Origin of the sequence: Ectobacillus soli, from assembly GCF_042610425.1 — a bacterium.
Classification (GTDB): Bacteria; Bacillota; Bacilli; order Bacillales; family Bacillaceae_G; genus Ectobacillus.
In genome coordinates this window covers 2,206,048-2,231,871 of the sequence record NZ_JBGJZM010000001.1, presented here as the reverse complement: position 1 = coordinate 2,231,871, position 25,824 = coordinate 2,206,048, and the positions used below count along the sequence as shown (strand labels likewise).

Below are 25,824 nucleotides of genomic sequence, written 5' to 3'. Positions count from 1 at the left end.
CTTGATCTAGCTTCGCCGGCTAGCTCCTTCCGGTCAGAGAACCTCTGCCCTCCGGAGCTGAACGAGCCGGCTCCGCTTTTCTATCTATAATTTATAAATTGTACTTCTACTGATAGGTCTTCTTGGCGTATGGCTGCGATGATGGTTTGTAGGTCGTCGCGGCTTTTTCCTGAGACGCGTATTTGATCATCTTGGATTTGGCTTTTTACTTTTAATTTACTGTTTTTAATAAGTGTGTTAATTTTTTTAGCATCGTCTTTGTCAATTCCTTGTTTTAAGACGACGCGTTGGCGTATCGTACTACCGGTAGCATTTTCGATTTTTCCATAGTCTAAATTTTTTATGGCCACCCCGCGTTTGATTAGCTTGCTAAGCAGTACATCCTTTAATTGTCCGAGCTTATATTCATCGTCTGCGACAAGAACTAAATTTTCTTTTTCTAACGTAATATCACATTTGCTTCCCTTAAAATCATAGCGGTTCAGTATTTCTTTTAATGCCAAGTTTACAGCATTTGTTACCTCTGGCATTTCAACTTCTGAAACGACATCAAACGAGATATCCTTTGCCATGTAAAGCACCTCCAACCTTTATTTCTAAAGACTAATAAACTCATGTAGTTATCATTATACGAAAATTAGGGGAAAGTAACAATCAGGAGTGAAAACATGATATAATGGTTCGTTGTTTGGAACGCTACAAATTGTGAATTCAAAACACTAACGTAGTTTGAAAAGAAAGGATTGTGTACATGTTAAAATTAGGATCAATGGTAACTGTAACTGTGCTCCGTGAAACTGAAATTGGGTATATGGTAGGAAATGAAGCGGAACAAGTGTTTTTACATAAAAATGAAGTAATTGGTGAAATTGAAGAAGGCGACAGCATTTCAACTTTTTTGTATTATGATCATCAAGGTCGTGTAACTGCCACAATGAAAACACCGTATGTTACAACGGAAGGTTATAGCTGGGCGAAGGTTGTAAAGGTTGTTAATCGTACGGGAGCATTTGTTGATATTGGTGTTTCGAAGGATATTCTTGTGCCATTCGATGAATTACCGGGCTTTATAGGAGTATGGCCAGAAGAAGGAGACGAACTGTACTGCCGTTTAAAGGAAACGCATACGAATCGTCTGATTGCGATTGTCGCAAGTCCTGAAATATGTAAGGAAAATGCTGTGAAGGCAACGCCTTCTATGCTAAATAAAAGCATAAGCGGCCGTGTATTTAGAACGATGCATGTCGGTTCTAGTGTATACACAGATGAGCATTTTATTGCGTTCCTTCATAGTTCACAGCGTAAGCAAGAGCCCCGTTTGGGAGAAAGAGTAACAGGGCGGGTTATTGATGTGAAAGAAGATGGTACGATCAACATTTCTCTTTTGCCTCTCAAGCAAGAAGGTATGGATACAGATGCTGAGTTTATTTACTTATATATGGAAGGGCGCGGGGGGGCTATGCCGTTTTGGGACAAAAGCTCACCTGAAGATATTTCCGAGCGTTTTGGAATGAGCAAGGCTGCATTTAAACGGGCACTCGGTAAATTAATGAAGGAAGAAAAGGTATATCAAGAAGAGGGATGGACGTATTTTAAAAAGTAAGTAAAACGAAAAGAAAAGGGCTATTCCTATTTAATTATGGCACTGAATGACAATTTCAGTGCCATCTTTTAATTTTGGATAGCCCTTTTCTTTATAGATGATCTGTTTTTTCAGAATAAGAATGCTTTCCCTTGCTCGCATTGCTTAGCGTTTCTTCATTTTTTTTCTCACGTTTTGCTTGATTATCCTTTGCTTTTTTATCGTTATCGCTTGTCTTTGCCATACTTCTTTCCTCCTTATCATTCCGTACGTTTAGCTTTTCCGATTCCGTATAGACTATGTATGAGATAGAAGGGAAAGGATGGGGCAAATGTCGGAGCGGAAACAAGGCTATTTTGAAAAAGCTCAAAAGCTAGGTATTGTCATAATTGGAGGTATATTAGCAGGACTTGGGATGAATTTATTTTTAATTCCTGCTAATGTATATGCAAGTGGGTTTGCAGGGCTGGCCCAATTGCTTTCTCGGGTGCTAGCGGATTATATGCATGTATCCATTTCAACTGGAACGTTATATATTTTGTTTAATATTCCTATTGTTCTCGTTGCCTGGAAACAGGTAGGAAAATCATTTACCTTTTTTAGTTTTTTAAGCATTGTATTTACTACGTTATTTCTAGAAATAATCCCTGTACAAAGCGTATCGGATAATATTATTTTAAATGCAGTATTTGGTGGTGTAATTGTTGCAATTGGAACGGGTTTGGCTTTGAAATGGGGGGCATCTACCGGGGGATTAGATATTATCGCAATGATCGTGTCTCATAAGAAAGGAAAGCCGATTGGAACATATTTTTTCCTTTTTAATGCCATCATTATTCTATGTGCAGGGGCCCTTTTTGGTTGGGAGAAGGCTTTATACACCCTTGTTTCCTTGTATGCGTCTACACGTGTAATTGATACGATTCACACACGTTATGTAAAGCTTACGGCGTTTATTGTGACGCAGCAAGGCGATGCGTTACGCAAAGCAATTCAATCGAATCTCGTTCGGGGAATTACAACGGTTCCGGCAACGGGAGCATATACAAATAGTCAGAAGGAATTGCTGATGATTGTATTTTCACGGTACGAGTTATATGAATTAATGAAGATTATTCAAGCAGTTGACCCTCATGCTTTTACGAATGTTGTTCATACAGAATCAGTTTTTGGTTTGTTTCGCAAGGATTAGAAGAGGAAAAAGAGGGCAAATCGCCCTCTTAGTGAATGTGTTCAATTGCTTGTATTTCCTGTTGCAATTGGCGTAGCTGCTGTTTTTCAGCAGTTGTTGAATTACTGTAGGCAGAGGAAAGTGCATTTTTAGCTTTTTCGATAAGAACCGATTGTTCATTGGAATCATTACACGAAACTGCATGTCCTACTGCATCTCTAGCTTGTTGAAAGAGCATATTCCCCATTAGAAACCTCCGGAAAAGGATTGATTTCTCATCTTTTCTGCTTCTGCTTCTGCTTCGGCAAGAGTATGTCGATATGGAAACTGTTCATCATGCTTGCTTACAGAGTCACAACCTTGTTGGATAAAACGTTTCGACTTGTTTTTTTTACCCATCATTATTCCCCCAGTTCAAGCAATTTACATACTATACTGGACACACGGTATGAATGTGTCAAATATAGTATGTGTCAGAAATAATAAATTACAATTGGAAGTTACTTCAAGTTAAGAAGGCTTTCTAAATAAATGGCGATGCCATCTTCTTCGTTTGTAAGGGTAACATCATTGGCAATTGTTTTTAGCCGGTCAATCGCATTTCCCATCGCAATTCCCCGTCCTGCAAAATCAATCATTTCAAGATCATTATCTTCATCACCAAAGGCAATGACATTTGCTTTCGGTATTCCATAATACTCAGTTAGCTTTTGAAGCCCAATCGCTTTGTTCATGCCGCTTTTTACAATTTCAATAATGTGCCAAGGACTTGCCCAGCGGCGATGATCAATGATTTCGGCATGTGCGTTTGTTAAATGTTGGCGGATATTTTCAACTTTTGATTCCTCTGCATCGATAAGCAAGCACGTTGGATGATCGTTTAACATATGAAGTAAATCCCCGGTATAAATCTTCGGTGATCCTAATTGGAAAATATGGTTGAGACCTTCATCCTTGAAGTTTGCGTAAACATCATCACCAACTTCGGCATACATATTTTTAATACCGAATTGGGAGCAGGCTTCAATAATCTCCTTTGATGTGCTGACATGTAGGGGAGTATGATACTGTCCCCATGATGCATCTAATGGATGATGTACATAGGCACCGTTAAAATTTACAATCGGAGTATCAAGTTGTAATTCATGATAGTAGAGGCTGCTTGCTCGGTATGGTCGACCCGTTGAAATGGCAACGATATGACCTAATTCACGCGCTTTTTGAAGGGCAATTTTAGTTCTTAATGAAATTGTTTTATCATCTTTTAGTAAAGTACCATCTAAATCAAGTGCGATTAAATGTTTATCAGTCATAGGTTCACCTTTTTAGTAATTATTTGGTATTCTATTTTATATTACGTCCATGTTTACATATTTGTCTAGGCGCGAAAGATAAGTTTAGTCAAGATGGGAATTGAATTTCATCATAAAAAGAGTGAAAATTATGTATACTTTGTGAAAGGGGTTACATTCAAAAAAGAAAGCGCTTATAATAACTAATGTAATCTTCTCGTATAAGTTGTTTGACTCTCCTTTATGAGCTGACCTGAATGGTCAGTTTTTTTTTGCGCAAAAAGGGACATACTAAGGTAAATAAAATAGTAAGGAGAGATAGGATGGGGCAAAGTCATCGATTTAGACCAGGGCAGAAAGCACCAAATAATGGGGAATATGTAGAAGTTGGGGAAACAGGTAGTATGGTGAAAGATCCACAAAAAGTAACACTACAAGCCGGTGATGTATTTCCAGATGTAAGTAATCATAATCGGCAATGGACATATAAACGAAAACCGTAACGAAAAGCTGTCTCTTTTTAAAAAAGAGACAGCTTTTTATTGTAAAATTTACAAAACAGAATATAATAAATGTGTAAAGGTCAAAAAAGGTCAAACTTTTTGAAAGAAGGGAATGCATATGGATTTCAATCAAATGACGCAAAAGACACAGGAAGCGTTTGTCAAGGCGCAGAAGATTGCAACATCTCATCATCATCAAGAGGTGGATACGATTCATATTCTTTTCGCATTAGTTGAGCAAGAGGATTTAGCCTCTCGTTTACTAACGAAGCTTGGTGTCTCCATCTCTAATTTTACAGATCAATTACAAAAGCTACTTGCTAAAAAACCAAGTGTTACGGGAGCGGGTTCTGAAATAGGAAAGATGTATATTACCGCTAATGTAGAAGAGCTTTTTGGAAGAGCGGAACAAGAGAAAAACCATTTACATGATGATTATCTGTCGGTTGAACATGTGATGCTGGCGTTATGCGATGAAAAGAAAAACTATGATATTGTTCAGTTATTACATTCGTTTCATATACAAAAAGAGCAGATGCTAACTGTTTTAATGGAAATAAGGGGGAATCAGCGCGTGACGAGTCAAAATCCAGAAACTACGTATGAAGCATTGGAAAAGTATGGCCGTGATCTCGTACAAGAGGTACGCCAGGGAAAAATTGATCCTGTTATTGGGCGTGATAGTGAAATTCGCCGTGTGATTCGTATATTATCAAGAAAAACGAAAAACAACCCGGTTCTTATCGGGGAACCAGGGGTAGGGAAAACCGCAATTGTAGAAGGTCTTGCCCAACGTATTGTTCGCAAAGATGTTCCAGAAGGACTAAAGGATAAAACGGTATTTTCTCTTGACTTAAGTGCTCTTGTTGCGGGTGCTAAGTTTCGAGGAGAGTTTGAAGAACGATTACAAGCCGTATTAAATGAAGTGAAAAAAAGTGAAGGACGAGTTCTTCTATTTATTGATGAGTTGCACACAATCGTGGGGGCTGGAAAAACAGAAGGTGCCATGGATGCTGGTAATATGCTAAAGCCAATGCTTGCACGGGGGGAACTCCACTGCATTGGTGCTACAACACTTGATGAATATCGAAAGTATATCGAGAAAGATCCAGCACTTGAACGCCGTTTTCAACAAGTGCTTGTCGAAGAACCAACTGTCATAGATTCAATTTCAATTTTGCGTGGATTAAAGGAACGATTTGAGATTTATCATGGCGTAAATATTCATGACCGTGCACTAGTTGCAGCAGCAACATTATCAGATCGGTATATTTCTGATCGTTTTTTACCAGACAAAGCAATCGATTTAGTGGACGAAGCATGTGCGACAATTCGTACTGAAATTGATTCTTTGCCAACAGAGCTTGACGAGGTAACAAGACGAATTATGCAACTCGAAATTGAAGAAGCAGCACTTAGCAAGGAAAAGGATGAAGGAAGTAAGAAACGTCTTGATGCTTTGCGACGTGAACTAGCAGAGTGGAAGGATCAAGCTCATACGATGCGGGCACAGTGGCAGCAAGAAAAGGGTGAAATTCAGCATGTTCGTGAATTACGTACACAACTTGAAGCCCTTCGACGTGATTTAGAGGAAGCAGAAGGAAAATATGATTTAAATAAAGCAGCGGAACTTCGGCATGGGCGCATTCCAGCGCTTGAGAAAGAAATCAAGCAAGCGGAAGAAGAAGCAACAGAAAAACAAAGTGATAATCGCTTGCTTCGGGAAGAAGTAACAGAAGAAGAAATTGCCTCCATTGTATCGCGCTGGACAGGGATTCCAGTGACCAAGCTGGTAGAAGGAGAACGGGAAAAACTTCTTCGCTTAGAGGACATTTTGTCGCAGCGTGTTGTGGGACAAGAAGAAGCTGTTCAGCTTGTAGCGGATGCGGTACTTCGTGCACGTGCAGGTATTAAAGATCCGAATCGCCCCATTGGTTCCTTCTTATTTCTTGGTCCAACAGGTGTTGGTAAAACAGAACTTGCTAAAACACTTGCACAGTCTTTGTTTGATAGTGAGGAGCACATGATTCGTATCGACATGTCTGAATACATGGAAAAACATTCTGTCTCCCGTCTTGTCGGAGCTCCTCCAGGATATGTTGGGTATGAAGAGGGCGGTCAACTGACGGAAGCCGTTCGGCGCAAACCGTATTCGGTTATCCTACTAGATGAAATTGAAAAGGCACATCCAGAAGTATTTAATATCTTATTGCAGATGCTAGATGATGGGCGTATTACCGATTCGCAAGGAAGAACGGTTGACTTCAAAAATACTGTTATTATTATGACATCTAATATTGGATCTCATTATTTATTAGAAGGACTTGCGGATGATGGCAGTATAAAAGAAGAAGCACGTAAGCAAGTTTTTCAACAATTACGTACTCACTTTCGTCCAGAATTTCTAAATCGCGTTGACGAGACAATTTTGTTTAAGCCATTAACGATGAAAGAAATACTTGCCATCATTGATAAATTGATTCAAGAGCTTGGAGTGCGGTTAGCAGAACGAAACATTCAGATTACATTATCAGTAGAAGCTAAGCAATTTATTGCAGATTCAGCATTTGATCCTGCATACGGAGCGCGTCCATTAAAACGATTTATTCAACGACAAGTGGAAACAAAGCTAGCACGGGAGTTAATAGCCGGTACCATTCATGATGATAGTACGGTTGTTATAGATGCTGAAAAAGGAGAATTGTCAGTGAAAACAAAGTAAATGGATATAAAAAAGGCTGACATATTGTCAGCCTTTTTTTATTAATGTTGTTTTGAAGGTTCGTTTGGAACTAAGCTTGCAATAAGAAGAATTAATACAGTAATTACAACCGACATAAGTGTAGATTGTGTAAAGTCGTATTTCGTACTAGTCATACTGCTAATTACATAGCTTGCCATTTGTACAAGAACAAATGACCAGAAAAAAGAAGAAATGTATTTCATATTCTCCACACCCCTATTGTTCATTCTTCATTTATTGTAACACAAATGAATGAAGATTATAAAAATATTTTTTAGAGAAGGCAAAACGCATTCTACTACATACAGTATTAGTAGGAAATATGTCACGTATGTAAGTAAGGAAGGGATAATATGAGCATTGTAGAGCGTTTCTTTACTTTAGAAAATGAACCGTGTGTCATTCATTTGTCAGATCGACCGAATGGATTTGGAATTTTATTACTCGGTGATTATAATCATTTTGTTGATAATCGTACAAGTTTATGGATGCAGCATAATGGTAAAGCAAAGCTCTTGAACGCTTTAGTTAGAAAAGGATATACAATTTTTACTTCAAATTTATATGGACGACACTGGGGGAGTAATGCTGCCGTTACACTTGCAAAACGTTTGTATCATGTTGTAATGAAAAAGGAAATTTTAAATGAAAACATTCATATTATAGCAGAAGGGATGGGAGCACTTGTTGCTTTGCAAATTATGCATAATAATCCATCTTATATTCGGTCTGCCGTATTAATAAATCCTTGTTTACATCTTCCGCGTCATATTGAACTGGAAAGAGAGCATAAGTTTTTTTATAAGCGGCTCTTGCGAGAACTAACGATTGCTTATCAATCGGAAGACAATATGATCCAAGCGATTTCTTCGAAAACGTTTCAAAACAATCCTTCTTCAATTCCAGTACAATTATTGGTTCCGATTCATGAAAAGAATGAACGAAAAATGGTAATTCGTGATTTCGAACAATTTCATAGCAAGACAGGTGACGTATTTCTTCTTTTTCACTTTCCTGAAAGCAAATACAATATGGCTGATGCCATCAGTCAGTTTTATAGAAATAATGAAAAATTGTAGCAAGCTCCTTACATAAGGGGCTTGCTACATACGAAGATATATGAAAATCATACGAGAGGAGGAAAAAAATGAAGCGTGTAATGGTAGTAGGAGCATTTACGTTTATTGGGTATGCCCTTGTCAAGCGATTGCTGCAGGAGGGGATTGAGGTAATTGGTTTAGGTGTAGAGGATTTGCAGCACTTTTCTATGTGGAACGAGGAAAAAATGTTACTAATTGGTAGAAATGCAAGCTTTACCTATCATTGTGTGCAAGAACGGAATGAATGGAATCAAGAAGTAGACTGTATTTATATTTGTTATCTAAATTCAAATGATTATGATAAGACTGCTATTCAGAGCTTCTTGAATTTGTATGAGAGCCAGTCCATACGAGTTATATTACTGTCATCTATTCCTTCCAATAAAGAAAATGAAGATCTCGATAATCTTTCTTTTGCAACATTAGAAGAAAAAGTGGCCACTTTACCCAACTATCTTATTCTTCGTGTGCCGGCGGTCTATGGCCCATGGCAGCCGCGATCCATGGTTTTTCAACAACTACTTGAAGCACAGCTACGACAAGAAACGATTCCTGTTGTAAAAGAGTGCATGGATGATGTTATATTTGTCGAAGATGTAGCTGCATGTCTATTTCAGTGTAGCAGCTCAAAGGAGTGTGGAACGTTTCATGTAGAGAGCAAGGAGGCGGATGCATGGGAAAAAGGGATAAGGATACTAGGTGGTACAGTAGAATTATCGGAAAAGGGAAGGTATAAAAGAGAAAAATGCTTTGATTATGAACCTATGTATACAATCGAACAAGGACTACAAGAACAAAAACATCATATTCTGCAATATAAGTACCTATATGATTTGAAATGAAACGCAGGTCGTGAGAAATGGATAGAAAGAATGCACTATCACTTTTTCTAGACAAATGGATTTTTTTTCGCTAAAATTAGTACCAAGTCATAATAATTGATATAAATTGGAGGAGTGCAGCGTGAATGCTGGAATAGTAGGAATTGGAAGACATGTGCCAGAAAAGGTGCTCACAAATCACGATCTTGAAAAGATAGTAGAAACTTCAGATGAGTGGATTCGTACGAGAACCGGAATTGAAGAACGACACATTGCTAGTGATGATGAAAATACGTCAGATATGGCATTAAAAGCAGCTGAAGCAGCAATTAAAGATGCAGGAATCAGCGCTGAAGATATAGAATTAATTTTAGTTTCCACTGTAACGCCTGATCAACCATTTCCAACCGTTTCATGTATGATTCAAGAAAAGCTAGGTGCTAAGAATGCTGCGGCAATGGATATTAGTGCAGCGTGTGCCGGTTTTATGTATGGCATGATTACTGCTAAGCAATTTATTGAATCCGGAACCTATAAGTATGTGTTGGTGGTAGCAGTAGAAAAATTATCTAAGATCACAGACTGGACGGATCGTAATACAGCAGTCTTATTTGGTGACGGTGCAGGTGCTGCCATTATCGGACCTGTTTCTGAAGGTAGAGGGATTCTTTCATTCGAACTTGGAGCGGATGGAAGCGGCGGTAAGCATTTATATGAAGATGAACAAAAACATATCATTATGAACGGTAGAGAAGTATTCAAATTTGCCGTACGCCAAATGGGGGATTCTGCAATTTCTGTTATTGAAAAAGCAGGATTAACGAAAGAAGACGTAGATTTTCTCGTACCACATCAAGCGAATATTAGAATTATGGAATCCTCAAGACAACGTTTGGGTCTTCCAGAAGAGAAGATGAGTAAAACGGTTGCAAAATACGGTAATACGTCTGCATCTTCAATTCCTATTGCAATTGTGGAAGAACTAAATAATGGTAGAATTAAAGATGATGATGTTATTGTACTAGTTGGATTTGGTGGCGGCTTAGTATGGGGTGCAGTCGTTATTCGTTGGGGCAAATAATTTAAAGGGGTGTCGGTAAAGTTATGGAACCAAAACGCGTAGTTATTACTGGATTAGGTGCTGTTACGCCAGTTGGCAATAGTGTAGAAGCTTCTTGGAATAGTATTCGTAATGGAATATCAGGAATAGGTCCTCTTACACGTCTAGATGCAGAGAAATTTACAGCAAAAGTTGCTGCTGAAATTAAAGATTTTCAAGTCGAAGAATTTATTGATAAAAAAGAAGCACGTAAAATGGATCGTTTTACACAATTTGCAGTTGCTGCTGCCAAAATGGCTGTTGAAGATGCAAAATTAGATATAACCGAAGAAAATGCTGCAGATATTGGAGTTTGGATTGGATCTGGTATCGGCGGTATGGAAACATATGAAGAGCAGTTTACTACTTACATGAATAAAGGTGCACGTCGTGTTAGTCCTTTCTTCGTTCCAATGTTAATTCCAGATATGGCTGCAGGACAAGTGTCCATTATCTTAGGAGCAAAAGGGATTAATGCTTGTACTGTAACAGCTTGTGCATCAGGTGCAAACTCAATTGGTGATTCGTTCAAAGCAATTCAACGCGGAGATGCAATTGCTATGATTACAGGTGGTGCAGAGGCGCCAATTACGAACATGTCAGTCGCAGGATTTTGCTCTGCAAAGGCATTATCTACAAATGAAGATCCAAGCACAGCTTGTCGCCCATTTGATAAAAACCGTAGCGGTTTTATTATGGGGGAAGGCTCTGGTATTTTAGTACTTGAAGAATTAGAACATGCGCAAAAGCGTGGTGCCCATATCTATGCAGAAATCGTCGGATACGGCGCTACAGGCGATGCCTTCCATATTACACTTCCAGCACCTGGCGGAGAAGGTGCCGCACGTGCGATGAAAAAGGCAATTAAAGATGCTGGCTTACATCCGGAAGACGTTGATTATATTAATGCTCATGGTACGAGTACGGATGCAAATGATAAGTATGAAACAATGGCCATTAAAGAAGTATTCGGCGCACATGCTTCGCATGTAGCGATTAGTTCAACGAAATCGATGACAGGTCATATGCTCGGAGCGGCTGGAGCAGTAGAAGCTGTTTTCTCTGTTAAAGCTATTAAAGACGGATTGATTCCGCCAACAATTAACTATGAAACACCGGATCCAGAATGTGATTTAGATTACGTTCCAAATGAAGCACGTAAGCAAGATGTAAACGTAGTTCTAAGCAATTCTCTTGGATTTGGTGGTCATAACGCAGCACTTATCTTTAAGAAGTACGAAGCATAAGAAGTAAAAATCGCCCTCGTTCTAGCGACGAGGGCGATTTTTTTATCAAATTCACGCTCCCTACATATTATGGATTATACGGTATGGTAGAAGAGGAGTGAAAGGATGACGGTTCAAAACACCTATGAATGGTTGGTAGCACATTACGAGCAACCGGAAAAAATATGCGAGCATTTTACCGAGCACTTGCCTCTTTCTCCGCGGGAAATATATGCATTTCTTTTGTCATGGGGGATGTATCGTCCCTATGAAGAGGGGCGTGAGGAATTAAAAAAATTAGTGCACCTATATAGAACGTTGCAAAGGGAATTTGCTAGTATAAGAGTTTGGCTGAACGGACCAAATATACCCGTCTACCTTTTACCCTCGAATATTTATAATCGTAGTATGGAACGTGAGTATAATGGTAAATCTGGCCTTGCTTTATCGTCATGTATCTTTCTTTTCGCCAGTAGCCGGAACACAGATAAGGAAATGCAAGCAATGCTTACCCATGAGTATCATCATGTGTGCCGTCTTCATGCAAGCAGCTCGGTAGAAGAATGTACGTTGCTAGAGTCGATGATTATGGAAGGCTTGGCGGAAGCTGCAGTTCGGGAGAGACACGGATATGAGTGGCATGCTCCGTGGGTTTTCTATTATACAAAAGAAGAATGTGTAAGATACTGGAACTTGTTTCTAAAACAATCCTGCCATATCAAGAAGGGTGAAACATTACACGATCGGTTACTGATCGGTTCAAGAGGATATCCGCGTATGCTTGGCTATGGTGTAGGATTTCATATTGTACAGGATTGTATACAGCGGGAACATGTGGCGAGCAAGCAATTGCTTACTATGAACGCTATGCAGGTTTTACAGTATGCGAAATCGTTCCCCCTATCGATCGAGTAGTGGGAACAGGCAATAAAAACAATTCAAGTATCTTTGTAATAAATTCTAGATACTGGAATAAACTCCTTGCTATCTGCTTATACTGATAGCTACAAACAGTTGTGAAGTGAGGGGTGAACATGTTATATCTGCATGATGTGTGGGTTAACTGGTTTGAAGGTGAAGAGAATGGCTACAATGTATGTCATTTCTTTGAGTGGCGGAAAGATGATTCAATCGAGCTACTGGATCAAGTCCCGCTTTTAAAAGTAGACTCTGATCTGTATCATTATTTGGAGAACGAATTGTTAGATATACCCGTGACATTACTGGAGAATATTCATCAAAAAGCGTATATTCGTAAAAATCATGAACGATTGCAACTTGATTATTGCTTCATCATTACCGATGGATTCGGTATTCTCGCAATTGATACAATCGGATATAATATTCCGATTCGTAAAAGTAGACTCATTCCGAGGCAGGAGCAAATGGTGTATGACATGATTGAACATTCAGAAACTGAGTCGTACACATTTAATCAATCGGAAGAAAGGAAGGACTACCATATTTTATCCCCTTCCCCTATTACGATGAGAGGTCTCACGAGAAAAGAAAGACAGCTTAAGCAGTTATTGTTTATGGCACTAGATCAATTACATACAACGAAGAATGCAGCAGAAATTCGATATTGGTATACGGAATGGAATCCCAGTGCCTATTCCGATATTCAAGGTTTATCTTTTGATAATGTTTGGAAGCAATTATTTGAAGAAGTGAAATATGGATGGTCGGGTAAGCATGAGCATCTGTGTGAACGTCTCGTTAAGGGACAACCTTTCTTTGAAAAACTGTGGGAAATTGAAAAGGAACTACCGCAAAAAGGATAAGAAGATAAAGAAAGACCGTCATTCAAACGAAGAATTTGAATGACGGTCTTTCTTACATTAAGCTGTTATCTACGCTTACGGCTAAGACCCATTGCATTTTCTACTTTTCGAAGTTGTTTCATTGCTACGCGGTTTGCTTTTTCAGCACCGGCTTCAAGTATATCGTCAAGTTCAGGAGAGGAAATTAGCTCATGATAACGTGATTGAATTGGTGCAAGTGCATCAATGATAACCTGTGCTAAGTCTGCTTTAAAATCGCCATATCCTTTTCCTTCGTACTGTACTTCTAGCTGTTCAATTGTTTTTCCGCTGAAGGAAGAATAAATGGTAAGAAGATTGGAAACGCCTGGCTTATTCTCTTTATCGTATTTTACAATGCCTTCGGAATCTGTAACAGCACTCTTTATTTTCTTTTCAATTGCTTTTGGATCGTCAAGAAGACTGATCATTGCTTTTACATTTGCATCTGATTTGCTCATTTTTTTCGTTGGTTCAGCAAGAGACATAACGCGCGCGCCTACCTTTGATATGCGAATCTCAGGAATTGTAAAGACCTCACGATACCGATTATTAAAGCGTTCAGCAAGATCACGTGTAATTTCAATATGTTGCTTTTGATCATCTCCAACAGGAACCAACTCCGTGTTATAGAGAAGAATATCAGCTGCCATAAGCGGTGGATAGGTAAGCAACCCTGAAGAAACAGAATCTTTCCCCTTCGATTTATCTTTAAATTGTGTCATGCGTTCTAATTCACCAATATAAGAGGTACATTGCATAATCCATCCGAGCTGGGCATGTGCAGGAACTTCGGATTGAACGAATAAGGTAGATTTTTCTGGATCAATTCCGCATGCAAGATATAGGGCAGCAAGATTTCGTATATTTTTACGTAAGGCAATAGGATCTTGTTGTACGGTAATAGCGTGCAAATTCACGATGCAAAAATAACAATCGTGTTCATCCTGCAATTCAACAAATTGCTTCATTGCCCCTAAATAATTTCCAATTGTAATCGAACCACTTGGTTGAATTCCTGAAAATATAACTGACATTTTATAACCTCCTAAGATACGTTAATTTAATTAAGCGCTAGTTCATCCAAATAACGGCATAAAAAAAGCCCAAACATCCCTCTATCTAGGGACGAATGGACCGCGGTGCCACCCTACTTATTTTGCTTTACGCAAAATCTCTTACTCCGTTTAAAACGGCATCTGCTAACGTTAGATGAAACGCCAAAGCCTACTTAATTTCGGTTTGGTGCTCAAAAGCCCATTCCGTATTGCACAAATGCCTGTTTACACCAGCCACAAGCTCTCTATAAATTGTTGCAATACGTACTTTTCTTTCTCAACGCTTCGTATAAGTAGCGCAGTAATGATGCTGCGCTTAATGTTAGATAAAATAGGTAAGCAGTTCGTTATTCTTTGCATTCCATTATAACAAAAATATTTATTATCTTGCAACCTATACAAGAAACATGAAGCTAATGATAGTGGAAAGCAGTGCAGAAAAAATCCCTGTTAGCAAAATCGGATATGTGAACGTAAAGGAATATGTTTGATAAAGCATTTTCTTTTCATTTTTTTCCCCTTCTACTTCAGCAATCATTGCTTCTTCTTTCGGTTTTATAAAAAAACGGGCCTTATGGAAAGCGTAGCGTATCACATTATATCCGCCTCGTTCAAAGATAAACAAAAACCCACCGATTATGACAAGTAAGAGTGCAATGTAAAACATTATATTAACAAAATGAAGTAAAAATAGGGAACGGCCGTATACGAAAGCTAAGATTGCTGATAGTACTAAAGTAGCTAAAGAAAGTATACTCGTTAGAACAATATTGCGATTCAATTGACTCAACCTCCGTTACATAAGGACTAGTAGGAACATTATACTATATAAAATAAAAAGAGGAGTATTTCCAATACGGAAATAGTAAGAATTTTCGTCGAATTCACGAACATTAACAGAGTAAAATGTAGAAAGATTTCGAAAAACCGAAAAATCACTATTCACAACTGTCAGATTATATGTATAATTAAAATTGTAATAACTGGCTAATAATTGCGAGAACTATTGTATAAAACCGTTATATTAAAAAAATGGTGCATCTATCGAAGGCAAGAGGCTTTTTTTATTTTACAAAGATTCTACTTTGAACCTTTGTAATCATACATAGGGATTTACGTGAATACGAATATACGTTATTGATAAAAGATATCAATACGTGTTTCTTGTAATTTTTGTTCGTTTAAACGAATGAAAATGTCAATTGTGTGAACTGTTTTAAATGAAGTAGATGTTAAGAAAAAGTAACTGTTTTCATTCCTTATATAGTATACAAATTAGATTATTTATAAGAATGAAAACGGGCGATGAATGAGTGAAGACTTCAATAAATGGTAAGCTTTTGATGTTGACACGGTTCGACTCTAATTGTTAAAATTTGATACTGTAGATTACTCTGCATGGATAGCATGGATGCTACATTTACGTCATCTATGGAATAAACAACAACCGATTGCATAGTAAGTGAGAGACTTTTCTTGATGAAAAGTATAAATCATTTTTATCTCCTTTGACACGCTTGCTACTGTTGTTATACGTTCATCCTATCATCATCAAGCTCTACAGGAGTTAATCCGAGTAATGAAGGAAAAGAGTATTTGTTTTAATAGTCCAAGAGAGTATGTCTCATTTTCGATGTGTACTCTTCTTTTACTATATATAAAGAAAAGTGTATTTCGGAGGGTTAATTGTTAGAACATTTCGCAAAATATAGGGAGGTGCTAGTGTGGGACGTTATATATTTCAACGTTTCGTGTACATGATTATTACTTTGTTTTTGATTACAACCTTTACGTTCTTCTTGATGAAGCTTCTTCCAGGTTCCCCGCTTCAAAACCAAGAAAAACTTTCACCGCAGCAACGTCAAATCATTTTGGAAAAGTATGGACTAAATGACCCTGTACCAGTTCAGTATGGAAGATATATGGTACATCTTGTACAAGGTGATTTAGGCGTATCTTTTAAATATGACAATCGTCCAGTAACTGAGTTAATTGGGACTCGAATTGGACCATCTGCATATCTAGGATTTCAAGCACTTGTGTTTGGAACTATAATTGGGCTATTGCTCGGAATTGTAGCTGCACTGCGAAATAACACGTGGGTTGATTACACGGCAACTGTTATTTCTGTGCTAGGTATATCGATTCCTTCCTTTGTATTTGCAGGACTATTACAATATTATGTAGGTGTTAAGCTAGAAATTTTGCCAGTAGCATTCTGGAAGGGATTTTCCTATACCATTCTTCCAACGATAGCATTGTCTGCTGTCGTAATTGCGAATGTTGCGCGGTTTACAAGATCAGAGCTATTAGAAGTACTTGCTTCTGATTATATTGTTACTGCAAAGGCAAAAGGGATTGGTCAATTAGGTGTTATTATCAAACATGCACTAAGAAATGCATTAATCCCAGTTATTACAATTCTAGGCCCATTAGCAGTTAATTTAATGACAGGAACACTAATAATTGAACAAATCTTTTCTATTCCGGGATTAGGGCAACAATTTGTTCAATCTATTATTTTGAACGACTATACAGTGATTATGGGTACGACTATTTTCTATAGTGCATTATTTGTCCTTGTTATTTTCCTTGTAGACATGCTATACGGAGTAGTTGATCCTCGTATTCGAGTAGCAGGAGGGAAAAACTGATGGAAGAAAAACAATATAATTTATCTCCTGATTTGTTTCAGCCTGCTAATAAAAACGCTGGAGATCATGAACAAATTGTTCGTAAGAGCTTAACCTATTGGCAAGATGTAAGAGCACGTTTGTTCCGAAATAAAGGTTCAGTTGTAGGTCTTGTCATCTTACTTATCGTTTTCTTCTTTGCGGCATTTGGCCCTGCGATGAGTAAGTATTCGTATAAAGATCAAGATTTAAATCGTGCGAAGCTTCCACCAAGAATTCCAGTTTTAGAACAAGTATCTTGGCTTCCTTTTAATGGGACAGATCAATACGGTGTGAATCAGTACGAAAAGAAAGAAGTAACTGAATACTTCTGGTTTGGTACGGATGATTTAGGACGTGATCTTTGGGCAAGAACATGGGAAGGTACACGCGTTTCTATCTATATCGGCTTTTTAGCTGCAATTATTGACATGGTCATTGGGGTCACATATGGTGGTATATCTGGTTTCTACGGCGGACGTGTGGATAATATCATGCAGCGTATTGTAGAAGTATTGAATGGGATTCCATTCCTGATTATTGTTATCTTGTTTGTGCTCGTCTTACAGCCAGGTATATTATCGATATCCTTGGCGATGGTTATTACTGGGTGGATTAATATGTCACGGATTGTTCGTGGTCAAATGTTGAAATTAAAAGGACAAGAATATGTTCTTGCTTCGCGTACATTAGGAGCTTCTAATAGTAAGCTAATTGCCAAACATTTGATTCCAAATGTAATGGGTCCTATTATTGTTATGACAATGTTTACTATTCCTACGGCGATTTATTCCGAAGCCTTCTTAAGCTTTATCGGATTAGGGATTCGTCCTCCGTTTGCATCTCTTGGATCACTTGTAAGTGATGGATTCAAATCACTACAAACATATCCACATATGATGATCGTTCCATCTATTGTTATTAGTTTGCTTATTTTAAGCTTTAACTTATTTGCAGATGGTTTGCGCGACGCACTCGATCCAAAAATGCGTAAGTAATATAGGAAGGAGAGAATAGAATGGAAAAGCTGTTAGAAGTAAAAGACTTGCAAGTCTCCTTTGAAACGCATGGCGGTGAAGTACAAGCGGTGCGCGGAGTAAACTTCGATGTGAAAAAGGGAGAAACATTAGCCATTGTTGGAGAATCTGGTTCCGGTAAATCAGTCACTTCTAAGGCATTAATGGGACTTATTCCGAGCCCCCCTGGACGCATTAAGGGCGGAGAAATCCTATTTGATGGTAAAGATATTACTAAGATGAATGAAAAAGAATTGCAATCCATTCGTGGAAAAGAAATTGCGATGATTTTCCAAGATCCGATGACGTCGTTAAATCCAACTATGACAGTTGGAGTTCAAATAATGGAAGGCCTTATTAAGCATCAGAATATGAATAAACAAGATGCACGAAAAGTAGCAATTGAACTTTTAGATCTTGTTGGAATTCCTGATTCAGCATTACGCGTGAAACAATATCCTCACCAGTTTTCTGGTGGTATGAGACAACGTGTAGTAATTGCAATGGCTCTTTCTTGTAATCCAAAGCTATTAATTGCAGACGAACCAACAACTGCTCTTGACGTGACCATTCAAGCACAAATATTGGAGCTTATGAAAGACATTCAACAAAAAACAGAATCATCCATCATCTTTATTACCCATGATCTTGGTGTTGTAGCCAACGTAGCCGATCGCGTTGCTGTTATGTATGCCGGGAAAATTGTAGAAATTGGAACGGTAGATGAAATATTCTACAATCCAAAGCATCCATACACATGGGGATTGCTTGCGTCTATGCCAAGTTTAGACGGAGGAGAAGACGAGTTATATGCAATTCCAGGTACACCTCCTGACTTAATTAAGCCGCCAAAAGGTGATGCGTTTGCAGCACGTAATCCGCGGGCATTAAAGATTGATTACGAAATGGAACCACCTATGTTTAAGGTAAGTCCAACTCATTATGCAGCAACATGGTTGCTCCATGAAAATGCACCGGATATGGAGCCTCCTGAAATTGTTAAAAATCGTATCCGCCAAATGAAAGCAGGTGCGAATAATGAATAATAACAATGAAAAATTGATTGAAGTTAAAAATTTAAAGCAACATTTCTCTGTAAGCGGTGGGGTCGTAAAGGCTGTTGATGGTATTACATTTGATATCTATAAGGGCGAAACGTTCGGACTTGTTGGAGAATCAGGTTCTGGTAAATCGACAACAGGAAGATCCATTATTCGTTTATACGATGCAACAGATGGTGAAGTGAAATTTGACGGCGTTGATGTACATGGAAAAAAATCTAGGGTAGAATTAAAGAAATTTAATCGTAAAATGCAAATGATTTTCCAAGATCCGTATGCTTCGTTAAACCCGCGTATGACTGTAGCAGACATCGTAGCAGAAGGAATTGATATTCATGGGTTGGCAAAAACGAAGGAAGAACGTATGAACCGCGTCTATGAACTATTGGAAACAGTAGGACTAAATCGTGAACATGCGAGTCGTTACCCACATGAATTTTCTGGTGGTCAAAGACAACGTATTGGCATTGCACGTGCACTTGCTGTTGATCCTGAGTTTATTATTGCCGATGAACCAATTTCTGCTCTTGACGTTTCAATCCAAGCACAGGTTGTAAACTTATTAAAGAAACTGCAAGCAGAAAAAGGGTTAACGTTTTTATTTATCGCCCATGATTTATCTATGGTTAAATATATTAGCGATAGAATTGGTGTAATGTATCGTGGGAAGCTTGTAGAGCTTTCGAATAGTGATGAAGTATATTCTCACGCCGTTCATCCTTATACAAAATCGTTATTATCAGCTATTCCGTTACCAGATCCTGCTTATGAACGCAATCGTAGACGTATTAAATACGATCCATCTATTCATAACTATGGTGACGAACAGCCGCAAATGCGTGAGATTCGTCCGGGACATTGGGTTTTATGCTCGGAAGCGGAGTTTAAAACATACAAAGAGTTATATAAGTAAGTACAAAACTAAAAAAGAGGTAGCATGATAATCATGCTACCTCTTTTTAAACCTATACTTGTACAACACTTATACAACATTAATACGTATGTTTTTTATAAATTCCTTTTCCACCAACTGTATTCCAGCCAATTTGCGTTTTAGCACTTTGATCAATAAATTCACGATGTTTTCTTCCACCAAAGAATTTTTCTCCGATGCCATTTGTAATTATACCTATAGTAGCCGTTATTCCTATAATTAAAATCGCTACAATAATAAGATCAACAAAATATCCTACCATGATTCATTCCTCCCAACGAATATCTACTATCTATTGTAGTGGAAACGCTTTAAGAAGAAAAGAAAATGAAACAAAAATTTTAGGATTTACGAGTGAGATAGAAATTCAAAATAATAAATATGACAATATACAGCAAAATTCTTCGATTACTCATAATTGTACAATGTTTGTATAGGTTTTTTTAATTTTTAAATAAATAAGTATATATTTCTTTTTCAACTTATTGTATAATAATTTCAACAGGTTCTTATTTATAGTAATTGTAAAATGAAAATTAATTTCACTTAGTGGATGATTTTAGAATTTATGTTAGTTAATACTCATGACTAGGGAGAGTGAGTACCAGATGGTAAAATTATATAGTTCACCAAGTTGTACGTCTTGTAGAAAGGCTAAGCTTTGGTTAGAGGAAAATAACATTCCATATACAGAAAGAAACATCTTTTCCGATCCGTTATCAATTGACGAAATAAAAGAGATTTTACGTATGACAGAAAGTGGAACAGATGAAATTATTTCAACACGTTCGAAAATTTTTCAAGAGTTGAATGTTAATTTAGAATCATTACCATTGCAGCAGTTGTATAAGATTATTCAAGAGTATCCGGGTATTCTTCGTCGACCTATTATTATTGACGAAAAGCGCCTACAAGTTGGGTATAATGAAGACGAAATTCGTCGCTTTTTACCTCGTACTGTTCGTACTTTTCAATTGCGCGAAGCACAAAGACTTGTTAATTAAAAGTGTGAAAGGGTCCTGTTATCAGGGCTTTTTTTTATGTTTTTAGAATTGAGATGACGGGCACATGAGAACTTCGATTATACCCGCAAACAATGAAAAAATAAAATAGCGGTGAGAATTTTCCGTCACCGCTAAGATAAGTTTCCACCCTGCTTTTAATGATGAATTTTTTTCGGCTTCATTATGTTTGTAAGGTAGCCTGCCGATAGAATAAGTACAATCGTTGCAATTGGTACAACTACTTGCAAGAATGAGTAGGTAGAAAAGAAAACGGAAAGTCTCGGTTCATGTACGATCATATTTCCTGCAGTGTATCCGAGTATACCCGCTCCAAAATAAACAAGAGAAGGATGCTTTTCCATAAAAATTAAAATGATTTTACTTCCTCCGACGATGATAGGAACAGAAAATAATAAGCCAATCATAACAAGCACAATGTGACCATTTGCAGCACCTGCAATGGCTAATACATTATCAAACCCCATTACAACATCGGCGAATACTATCGTTCTTACTGCACTAAGTAGTGTTGATGCCGGCTTAATTGAGGATGTATCTTCCCCATTTTCGGTAAGGAGATTATAAGCAATAAAGATCAGGAGCATGCCACCGACAAATTGTAAAAATGGAATTTTTAATAAAAAGACAGCAAGAATGGTTAAAATGATTCGTATAATTACAGCTAGTCCCGTACCGAAAAATATCGCTCTATTTTTAACGCTAACTGGGAGATTGCGACTAGCTAAGGCAATGACAATGGCATTATCTCCTCCAAGTACAATATCGATGCCAATAATTATTAATATCGACATGATAATATCAAAATCCATTTTGTTTCCCCCGTCATATTAAAATATTCTGAAAGGTATAATACCTCATTAAAAATTTTCAGGTACATAGTAATCCCTATGTCCAAGTTCTCTCATCAATATAAGGGAGCGTATTCAATCTGTCAAGGAATGTAAAGGTGTTCTTCTTTTTAATCTTAGGCGATAAATAATGGGTAAATGACTGTTTTTTCTAAAAAACAATGATTTTATTTCCATTCTTCCTCGTCTTATCATAAAATGAAAGTACAAGATTTTCTATTAGCAACAAACGATGTATAATGATGTCACTACATGCTAAGGGGCTTCCCTTCATAGAACATTTAAAAGAAAGAAGGGAGAGATCTAATGATGGAAATTGAAAGAATTAATGAGAACACTGTTAAGTTTTATATATCTTACATCGATATAGAGGAGCGGGGATTTAATCGCGAAGAAATTTGGTACAATCGAGAACGAAGCGAACAATTATTCTGGGAAATGATGGATGAAGTTCGTGATCAAGACGATTTCTTTGTTGATGGTCCGCTTTGGATACAGGTGCAAGCGCTTGATAAAGGGATTGAAGTGATTGTTACGAAGGCCCAGTTATCAAAGGATGGAAAGAAATTAGAATTGCCACTTCTTGATAAAGTCATCGATATTCCAATGGATGAGCGATTGGAAGCATTATTTGAAGAACAATTAGAGCAAGAGGATTTCATGTACTTAAATAAAGATGGTATGTTGGGCTTTCTTGTTAAATTTGCAGACTTCGATGATGTTATAACTCTAAGCCATCGTCTACAACTTGCGGATAGTAAAAACGAATTGTATTCATATGAGGGACGCTACTATTTATATGTAGAATTCGATGAAACAGAGCATGAAGAAGAGGAAATTGATATGATTCTTAGTATCTTGTTAGAATATGGGGAAGAATCTGCTATGACCATCTATCGTGTTCAAGAATACGGAAAGCAAATCATTGCACAGAATGCATTAGATGTTATTCATTCAAATTTCCCACCCGTATCATAAGTCGATTTCTTACTAATGAAATCGACTTTTTTTATGAAGAAGGGATGCACAAGTATGAAGAATATACTAAAGCTTGGTTTTCTATTTATCGTACTGTCCGTTTTGTTTGTTGTCCTTCGAATGTACAATGATTCAGTTATTTATTCAGGTATTACGCAACTTCGTGGAGCATCAATTGTGAAAGCACTCAGTATCTTGATTACTCTTTCTGCTTTTCTTATTGGATGCGTCATCTTTTTAGAAAATCGAAATCCTTCGAAAACATTAACGTGGCTTATTGTACTCGGTATTTTTCCGGTTGTTGGTTTTTTTGCCTATTTATTATTTGGACAAAACTACCGAAAAAAAAGAATGTTTCAAAAGAAAGCAGTATTAGATGAAAAAAAATTTTTGCGGTATAAGGAAACGGAAGATAATCATATAACGCCACAAAAGCATCAAGAGCTGTTATTTCGTTTAGCAGAATCCTATGGAAAGCTAGCCTTATCCCATTGTACGGAAACAAAGGTGCTTACGAACGGGGAAGAAACCTTTGCAAAAATATTAGCAGTGTTGAAAAAGGCAAAGCATCACATACATATGGAATCTTATATTGTGCGCCATGATACGCTTGGTACTGAGATAAAAGAGTTATTAATACAGAAGGTAAAAGAAGGAGTGCAAGTTCGTTTCTTATATGATGCAGTAGGATGCCTCCATCTTTCTAAACAGTACATTGCAGATTTACGCATGGCAGGTGTAGATATTGTGCCTTTCTTTCCTGTTCATTTTCCCATTTTAAATGATCGAATTAATTATCGAAATCATCGAAAAATAATTGTTGTTGATGGAAATAAAGGGTTTGTTGGAGGGCTAAATATTGGGGATGAGTATTTAGGAAAAAATCCATTCTACGGATTTTGGAGAGATACGCATCTGTATATGCGCGGTGAGGCAGTGCAAAGCTTGCAGCTTCTCTTTATGCAAGATTGGTTTTATATGACAGAGCAGACATTGCAAGACGAAAAGTTTTTATGCGCAGAACGAGTTCAAGATGATAATCTTGGCGCTGTTCAGCTCGTTGCCGGAGGACCGGATAATAAGTGGGAAACGATAAAAATTTTGTACTTTGCAATGATTTCGTCAGCGCGCAAGTCCATTTGGATTGCGACTCCTTATTTTATTCCGGACGATGATGTTTTAGGGGCACTTAAGATGGCGGCAATTGCTGGAATTGATGTTAGACTTCTTGTTCCAAGCAAGCCAGATAAGAAAACGGTATTTTATGCCTCACGTTCATACTTCCCAGAATTATTAGAGGTAGGTGCGAAAATATACGAATACACCAAAGGATTTATGCATAGTAAAATTGTAATTGTAGATGGTGAAATTGCCTCCATAGGAACCGCAAATATGGATATGCGTAGCTTTCATCTAAATTTTGAAGTCAATGCTTTTTTATATGGTACGCCGAGCGTGAAGGAGCTTGTCCAAGACTTTGAAAATGATTTGCTCGTTTCAGAGGAAATCGATTTAGATCAATTTCAGAATCGGTCGATTTTTCTACGGGTTATTGAATCAACCTATCGCTTACTTTCTCCGCTTTTGTAAATTTTTTGCAAATAGCGGTTTTTTTATGTTTGGAAGTAGGAGCAGTGTCTATCTGTGTAGAAAAAGATAGATAACGAAAGGAGCGTGATAGATTGTTTATTGCGGTAAATGAAAAAGGGGAACGAATAAACGCCCTCCAGTTTTGCAAAGAAAATCTTCCTATTGTGAAGCAAAATGAACATTTCTTTTGTCCGATTTGCCAGCAACAAGTGCTTATGAAGATAGGGGAGAAGAACAAACCTCATTTCGCTCACAGACGAAACAACTGTCTTTTGCAGCAGGAACGTGAATCACCCTATCATCTGTATGGAAAGGAATTGCTTTATAACTGGTTTGTATCGCAAAATATGAATGTCGAGCTTGAGTCTTATATAAGCAGTATTAAACAGAGGCCCGATTTATTGCTCATATCAGGAAAAACTCGCGTAGCTGTTGAATTTCAATGTTCGATTATACAGCCTGATGAATTTGTGAAGCGTACGACTTCGTATTGGAACGAAGGAATACGAGTGTTGTGGATTTTAGGTGGAAACCAATTTAAACGTAACGGATCGAACTTTCTTCATACTACCTCGTTTCATACACTATTTACACAAGGAAATCCGCCTTTTCTGGTTTACTTTTGCCCAAATGCGGCCGCCTTTTATCGTTGTAGTCATATCACACCTTACTCTACCTCACAATCCTTCTCTCATATTCAATATCTTCCTGTAAAAACGACATCCATCCATTCTCTTTTGTCCCCATCCTTCATGCAACCTAATCATTTAGCAATACAATGGAATAAGAAAAAACGACGATGGCGAGAATCAGGTCTGTTCTCTATGCGTAATCACTCCCATTTTCTACGGTTTTTATATGAAAAGAGCATACCTCCGTCGCTTTTTCCCTCTGAGATTGCTGTTCCTCTTCCTTCTCTTGTTAGTATTCACACTCCCGCGCTTCTTTGGCAAAGCTATGTTCTTCTTGAAGAACTGGAAAGGCTTCAGATCGGGGAATCTTTCTCTTGGTTAACAATTTATGCGAGGTTAACAGCAAAGAAGAGATGGAAGCCAAGGCTATTACCATATTTTCCTCCAGCCTTTCCTAAGCTGGCTTTCATGGAATATGGACGATTTTTAGAACAATCAGGGATTATTCGCAGCCTATCACAAGTTTCATTTCAAAAGACTGCAAATGTCAGAATTCCTGTAACTTTAGAAGAAGCATTGAAATCCGACGATATAGCTATGCAGAGGGCGCTTTCGCTTTTTCAAGGGCAACCAGTAACATCATCTGAGAGAAAAAGGATATAATAGGAAGA

General features: G+C 37.7%; 28 protein-coding genes and 1 other annotated feature. Of the genes, 18 read left to right on the top strand and 10 right to left on the bottom strand.

Annotated elements, in window-relative coordinates; genetic code table 11:
* Positions 1-80: 80 nt before the first annotated feature.
* A complete protein-coding gene (locus tag ACAN53_RS11330) occupies positions 81-572 on the bottom strand; it encodes a YajQ family cyclic di-GMP-binding protein (RefSeq protein WP_379970000.1) in 492 nt (163 codons plus the stop codon).
* Between the two features lie 179 nt (positions 573-751).
* Here ACAN53_RS11330 and ACAN53_RS11325 point away from each other — a divergent pair, with 179 nt between their 5' ends.
* Positions 752-1,603 (top strand): CvfB family protein, encoded by an 852-nt coding sequence (locus ACAN53_RS11325; RefSeq protein WP_379969998.1) that lies wholly within the window; start codon positions 752-754, stop codon positions 1,601-1,603.
* 91 nt (positions 1,604-1,694) lie between these two features.
* Here the strand turns inward: ACAN53_RS11325 and ACAN53_RS11320 are convergent, their stop codons facing one another.
* Positions 1,695-1,826, bottom strand: coding sequence for a DUF3941 domain-containing protein (locus ACAN53_RS11320; RefSeq protein ID WP_379969996.1), 132 nt, complete (start codon positions 1,824-1,826; stop codon positions 1,695-1,697).
* Between the two features lie 87 nt (positions 1,827-1,913).
* On the opposite strand from ACAN53_RS11320, the gene ACAN53_RS11315 reads away from it, so the two are divergent.
* On the top strand, positions 1,914-2,774 hold the full coding sequence (locus ACAN53_RS11315) for a YitT family protein (protein WP_379970317.1): 861 nt from the start codon (positions 1,914-1,916) through the stop codon (positions 2,772-2,774).
* Between the two features lie 28 nt (positions 2,775-2,802).
* On the opposite strand, the gene ACAN53_RS11310 is transcribed toward ACAN53_RS11315, so the two are convergent.
* The 3 genes from ACAN53_RS11310 to ACAN53_RS11300 form a co-directional block, all read right to left on the bottom strand.
* Positions 2,803-3,000 (bottom strand): DUF3813 domain-containing protein, encoded by a 198-nt coding sequence (locus tag ACAN53_RS11310; protein ID WP_379969994.1) that lies wholly within the window; start codon positions 2,998-3,000, stop codon positions 2,803-2,805.
* Positions 3,000-3,152: a competence protein gene (locus ACAN53_RS11305; RefSeq protein ID WP_379969992.1), complete on the bottom strand. Its 153-nt coding sequence runs from the start codon at positions 3,150-3,152 to the stop codon at positions 3,000-3,002. Before ACAN53_RS11305 ends, ACAN53_RS11310 begins: the two co-directional genes overlap by 1 nt.
* A 101-nt stretch (positions 3,153-3,253) precedes the next feature.
* Entirely contained in the window at positions 3,254-4,066 is an 813-nt protein-coding gene (locus tag ACAN53_RS11300) for a Cof-type HAD-IIB family hydrolase (RefSeq protein ID WP_379969990.1), read from the bottom strand.
* 302 nt (positions 4,067-4,368) lie between these two features.
* Here ACAN53_RS11300 and ACAN53_RS11295 point away from each other — a divergent pair, with 302 nt between their 5' ends.
* Together ACAN53_RS11295 and clpB are read left to right on the top strand one after the other, a co-directional pair.
* Positions 4,369-4,548, top strand: coding sequence for a YjzC family protein (locus tag ACAN53_RS11295; protein WP_379969988.1), 180 nt, complete (start codon positions 4,369-4,371; stop codon positions 4,546-4,548).
* 118 nt (positions 4,549-4,666) lie between these two features.
* The gene (clpB, locus tag ACAN53_RS11290; RefSeq protein WP_379969986.1) at positions 4,667-7,270 is read left to right on the top strand and encodes an ATP-dependent chaperone ClpB; all 2,604 of its coding nucleotides are present in this window, start codon (positions 4,667-4,669) and stop codon (positions 7,268-7,270) included.
* Positions 7,271-7,311: 41 nt separating this feature from the next.
* Here clpB and ACAN53_RS11285 read toward each other — a convergent pair whose 3' ends face one another.
* Positions 7,312-7,494 carry a YjzD family protein gene (locus tag ACAN53_RS11285; RefSeq protein WP_379969984.1) on the bottom strand — a complete coding sequence of 61 codons (183 nt, stop codon included), beginning with the start codon at positions 7,492-7,494 and terminating at the stop codon, positions 7,312-7,314.
* A 150-nt stretch (positions 7,495-7,644) separates the two neighbouring features.
* Here ACAN53_RS11285 and ACAN53_RS11280 point away from each other — a divergent pair, with 150 nt between their 5' ends.
* From ACAN53_RS11280 to ACAN53_RS11255, 6 genes are all read left to right on the top strand, one after another.
* The gene (locus tag ACAN53_RS11280) at positions 7,645-8,370 is read left to right on the top strand and encodes an alpha/beta fold hydrolase (protein ID WP_379969982.1); all 726 of its coding nucleotides are present in this window, start codon (positions 7,645-7,647) and stop codon (positions 8,368-8,370) included.
* A 68-nt stretch (positions 8,371-8,438) separates the two neighbouring features.
* Positions 8,439-9,233: an NAD-dependent epimerase/dehydratase family protein gene (locus ACAN53_RS11275; protein ID WP_379969980.1), complete on the top strand. Its 795-nt coding sequence runs from the start codon at positions 8,439-8,441 to the stop codon at positions 9,231-9,233.
* A gap of 121 nt (positions 9,234-9,354) precedes the next feature.
* Positions 9,355-10,293 (top strand): beta-ketoacyl-ACP synthase III, encoded by a 939-nt coding sequence (locus ACAN53_RS11270; protein ID WP_379969978.1) that lies wholly within the window; start codon positions 9,355-9,357, stop codon positions 10,291-10,293.
* A 23-nt stretch (positions 10,294-10,316) separates the two neighbouring features.
* Positions 10,317-11,558: a beta-ketoacyl-ACP synthase II gene (gene fabF, locus ACAN53_RS11265; protein WP_379969976.1), complete on the top strand. Its 1,242-nt coding sequence runs from the start codon at positions 10,317-10,319 to the stop codon at positions 11,556-11,558.
* A gap of 105 nt (positions 11,559-11,663) precedes the next feature.
* Positions 11,664-12,452: a DUF2268 domain-containing putative Zn-dependent protease gene (locus ACAN53_RS11260; protein WP_379969975.1), complete on the top strand. Its 789-nt coding sequence runs from the start codon at positions 11,664-11,666 to the stop codon at positions 12,450-12,452.
* A 119-nt stretch (positions 12,453-12,571) separates the two neighbouring features.
* Positions 12,572-13,321 carry a YjbA family protein gene (locus ACAN53_RS11255; protein WP_379969973.1) on the top strand — a complete coding sequence of 250 codons (750 nt, stop codon included), beginning with the start codon at positions 12,572-12,574 and terminating at the stop codon, positions 13,319-13,321.
* A 65-nt stretch (positions 13,322-13,386) separates the two neighbouring features.
* Here ACAN53_RS11255 and trpS read toward each other — a convergent pair whose 3' ends face one another.
* A complete protein-coding gene (trpS, locus tag ACAN53_RS11250; RefSeq protein ID WP_379969971.1) occupies positions 13,387-14,376 on the bottom strand; it encodes a tryptophan--tRNA ligase in 990 nt (329 codons plus the stop codon).
* Between the two features lie 84 nt (positions 14,377-14,460).
* Positions 14,461-14,687, bottom strand: a binding site (T-box leader).
* 104 nt (positions 14,688-14,791) lie between these two features.
* A complete protein-coding gene (locus tag ACAN53_RS11245) occupies positions 14,792-15,178 on the bottom strand; it encodes a DUF3899 domain-containing protein (protein WP_379969969.1) in 387 nt (128 codons plus the stop codon).
* Between the two features lie 943 nt (positions 15,179-16,121).
* Between ACAN53_RS11245 and opp3b the strand changes: the two genes are divergently transcribed.
* The 4 genes from opp3b to ACAN53_RS11225 are packed head-to-tail and all read left to right on the top strand — an operon-like array spanning position 16,122 to position 20,059.
* Positions 16,122-17,051, top strand: coding sequence for an oligopeptide ABC transporter permease (opp3b, locus tag ACAN53_RS11240; protein WP_379969967.1), 930 nt, complete (start codon positions 16,122-16,124; stop codon positions 17,049-17,051).
* A complete protein-coding gene (gene opp3C, locus ACAN53_RS11235) occupies positions 17,051-18,067 on the top strand; it encodes an oligopeptide ABC transporter permease (protein ID WP_379969965.1) in 1,017 nt (338 codons plus the stop codon). Before opp3b ends, opp3C begins: the two co-directional genes overlap by 1 nt.
* 20 nt (positions 18,068-18,087) lie before the next feature.
* Positions 18,088-19,131 (top strand): ABC transporter ATP-binding protein, encoded by a 1,044-nt coding sequence (locus ACAN53_RS11230; protein ID WP_379969963.1) that lies wholly within the window; start codon positions 18,088-18,090, stop codon positions 19,129-19,131.
* Positions 19,124-20,059, top strand: coding sequence for an ABC transporter ATP-binding protein (locus ACAN53_RS11225; RefSeq protein ID WP_379969961.1), 936 nt, complete (start codon positions 19,124-19,126; stop codon positions 20,057-20,059). The genes ACAN53_RS11230 and ACAN53_RS11225 overlap by 8 nt, the downstream gene beginning before the upstream one ends.
* Positions 20,060-20,138: 79 nt before the next feature.
* Here ACAN53_RS11225 and ACAN53_RS11220 read toward each other — a convergent pair whose 3' ends face one another.
* Positions 20,139-20,342: a hypothetical protein gene (locus ACAN53_RS11220; RefSeq protein WP_379969959.1), complete on the bottom strand. Its 204-nt coding sequence runs from the start codon at positions 20,340-20,342 to the stop codon at positions 20,139-20,141.
* Between the two features lie 346 nt (positions 20,343-20,688).
* Here ACAN53_RS11220 and spxA point away from each other — a divergent pair, with 346 nt between their 5' ends.
* Entirely contained in the window at positions 20,689-21,084 is a 396-nt protein-coding gene (spxA, locus tag ACAN53_RS11215) for a transcriptional regulator SpxA (protein ID WP_379969957.1), read from the top strand.
* A 155-nt stretch (positions 21,085-21,239) separates the two neighbouring features.
* Here the strand turns inward: spxA and ACAN53_RS11210 are convergent, their stop codons facing one another.
* Positions 21,240-21,914: a TerC family protein gene (locus tag ACAN53_RS11210; protein WP_379969955.1), complete on the bottom strand. Its 675-nt coding sequence runs from the start codon at positions 21,912-21,914 to the stop codon at positions 21,240-21,242.
* 348 nt (positions 21,915-22,262) lie between these two features.
* Between ACAN53_RS11210 and mecA the strand changes: the two genes are divergently transcribed.
* The 3 genes from mecA (at position 22,263) to ACAN53_RS11195 (ending at position 25,816) form a co-directional block, all read left to right on the top strand.
* Positions 22,263-22,931 carry an adaptor protein MecA gene (gene mecA, locus ACAN53_RS11205; RefSeq protein ID WP_379970316.1) on the top strand — a complete coding sequence of 223 codons (669 nt, stop codon included), beginning with the start codon at positions 22,263-22,265 and terminating at the stop codon, positions 22,929-22,931.
* Between the two features lie 54 nt (positions 22,932-22,985).
* The gene (cls, locus tag ACAN53_RS11200) at positions 22,986-24,521 is read left to right on the top strand and encodes a cardiolipin synthase (RefSeq protein ID WP_379969953.1); all 1,536 of its coding nucleotides are present in this window, start codon (positions 22,986-22,988) and stop codon (positions 24,519-24,521) included.
* 92 nt (positions 24,522-24,613) lie between these two features.
* A complete protein-coding gene (locus ACAN53_RS11195; protein ID WP_379969951.1) occupies positions 24,614-25,816 on the top strand; it encodes a competence protein CoiA in 1,203 nt (400 codons plus the stop codon).
* The last annotated feature ends 8 nt before the right edge of the window (positions 25,817-25,824 follow it).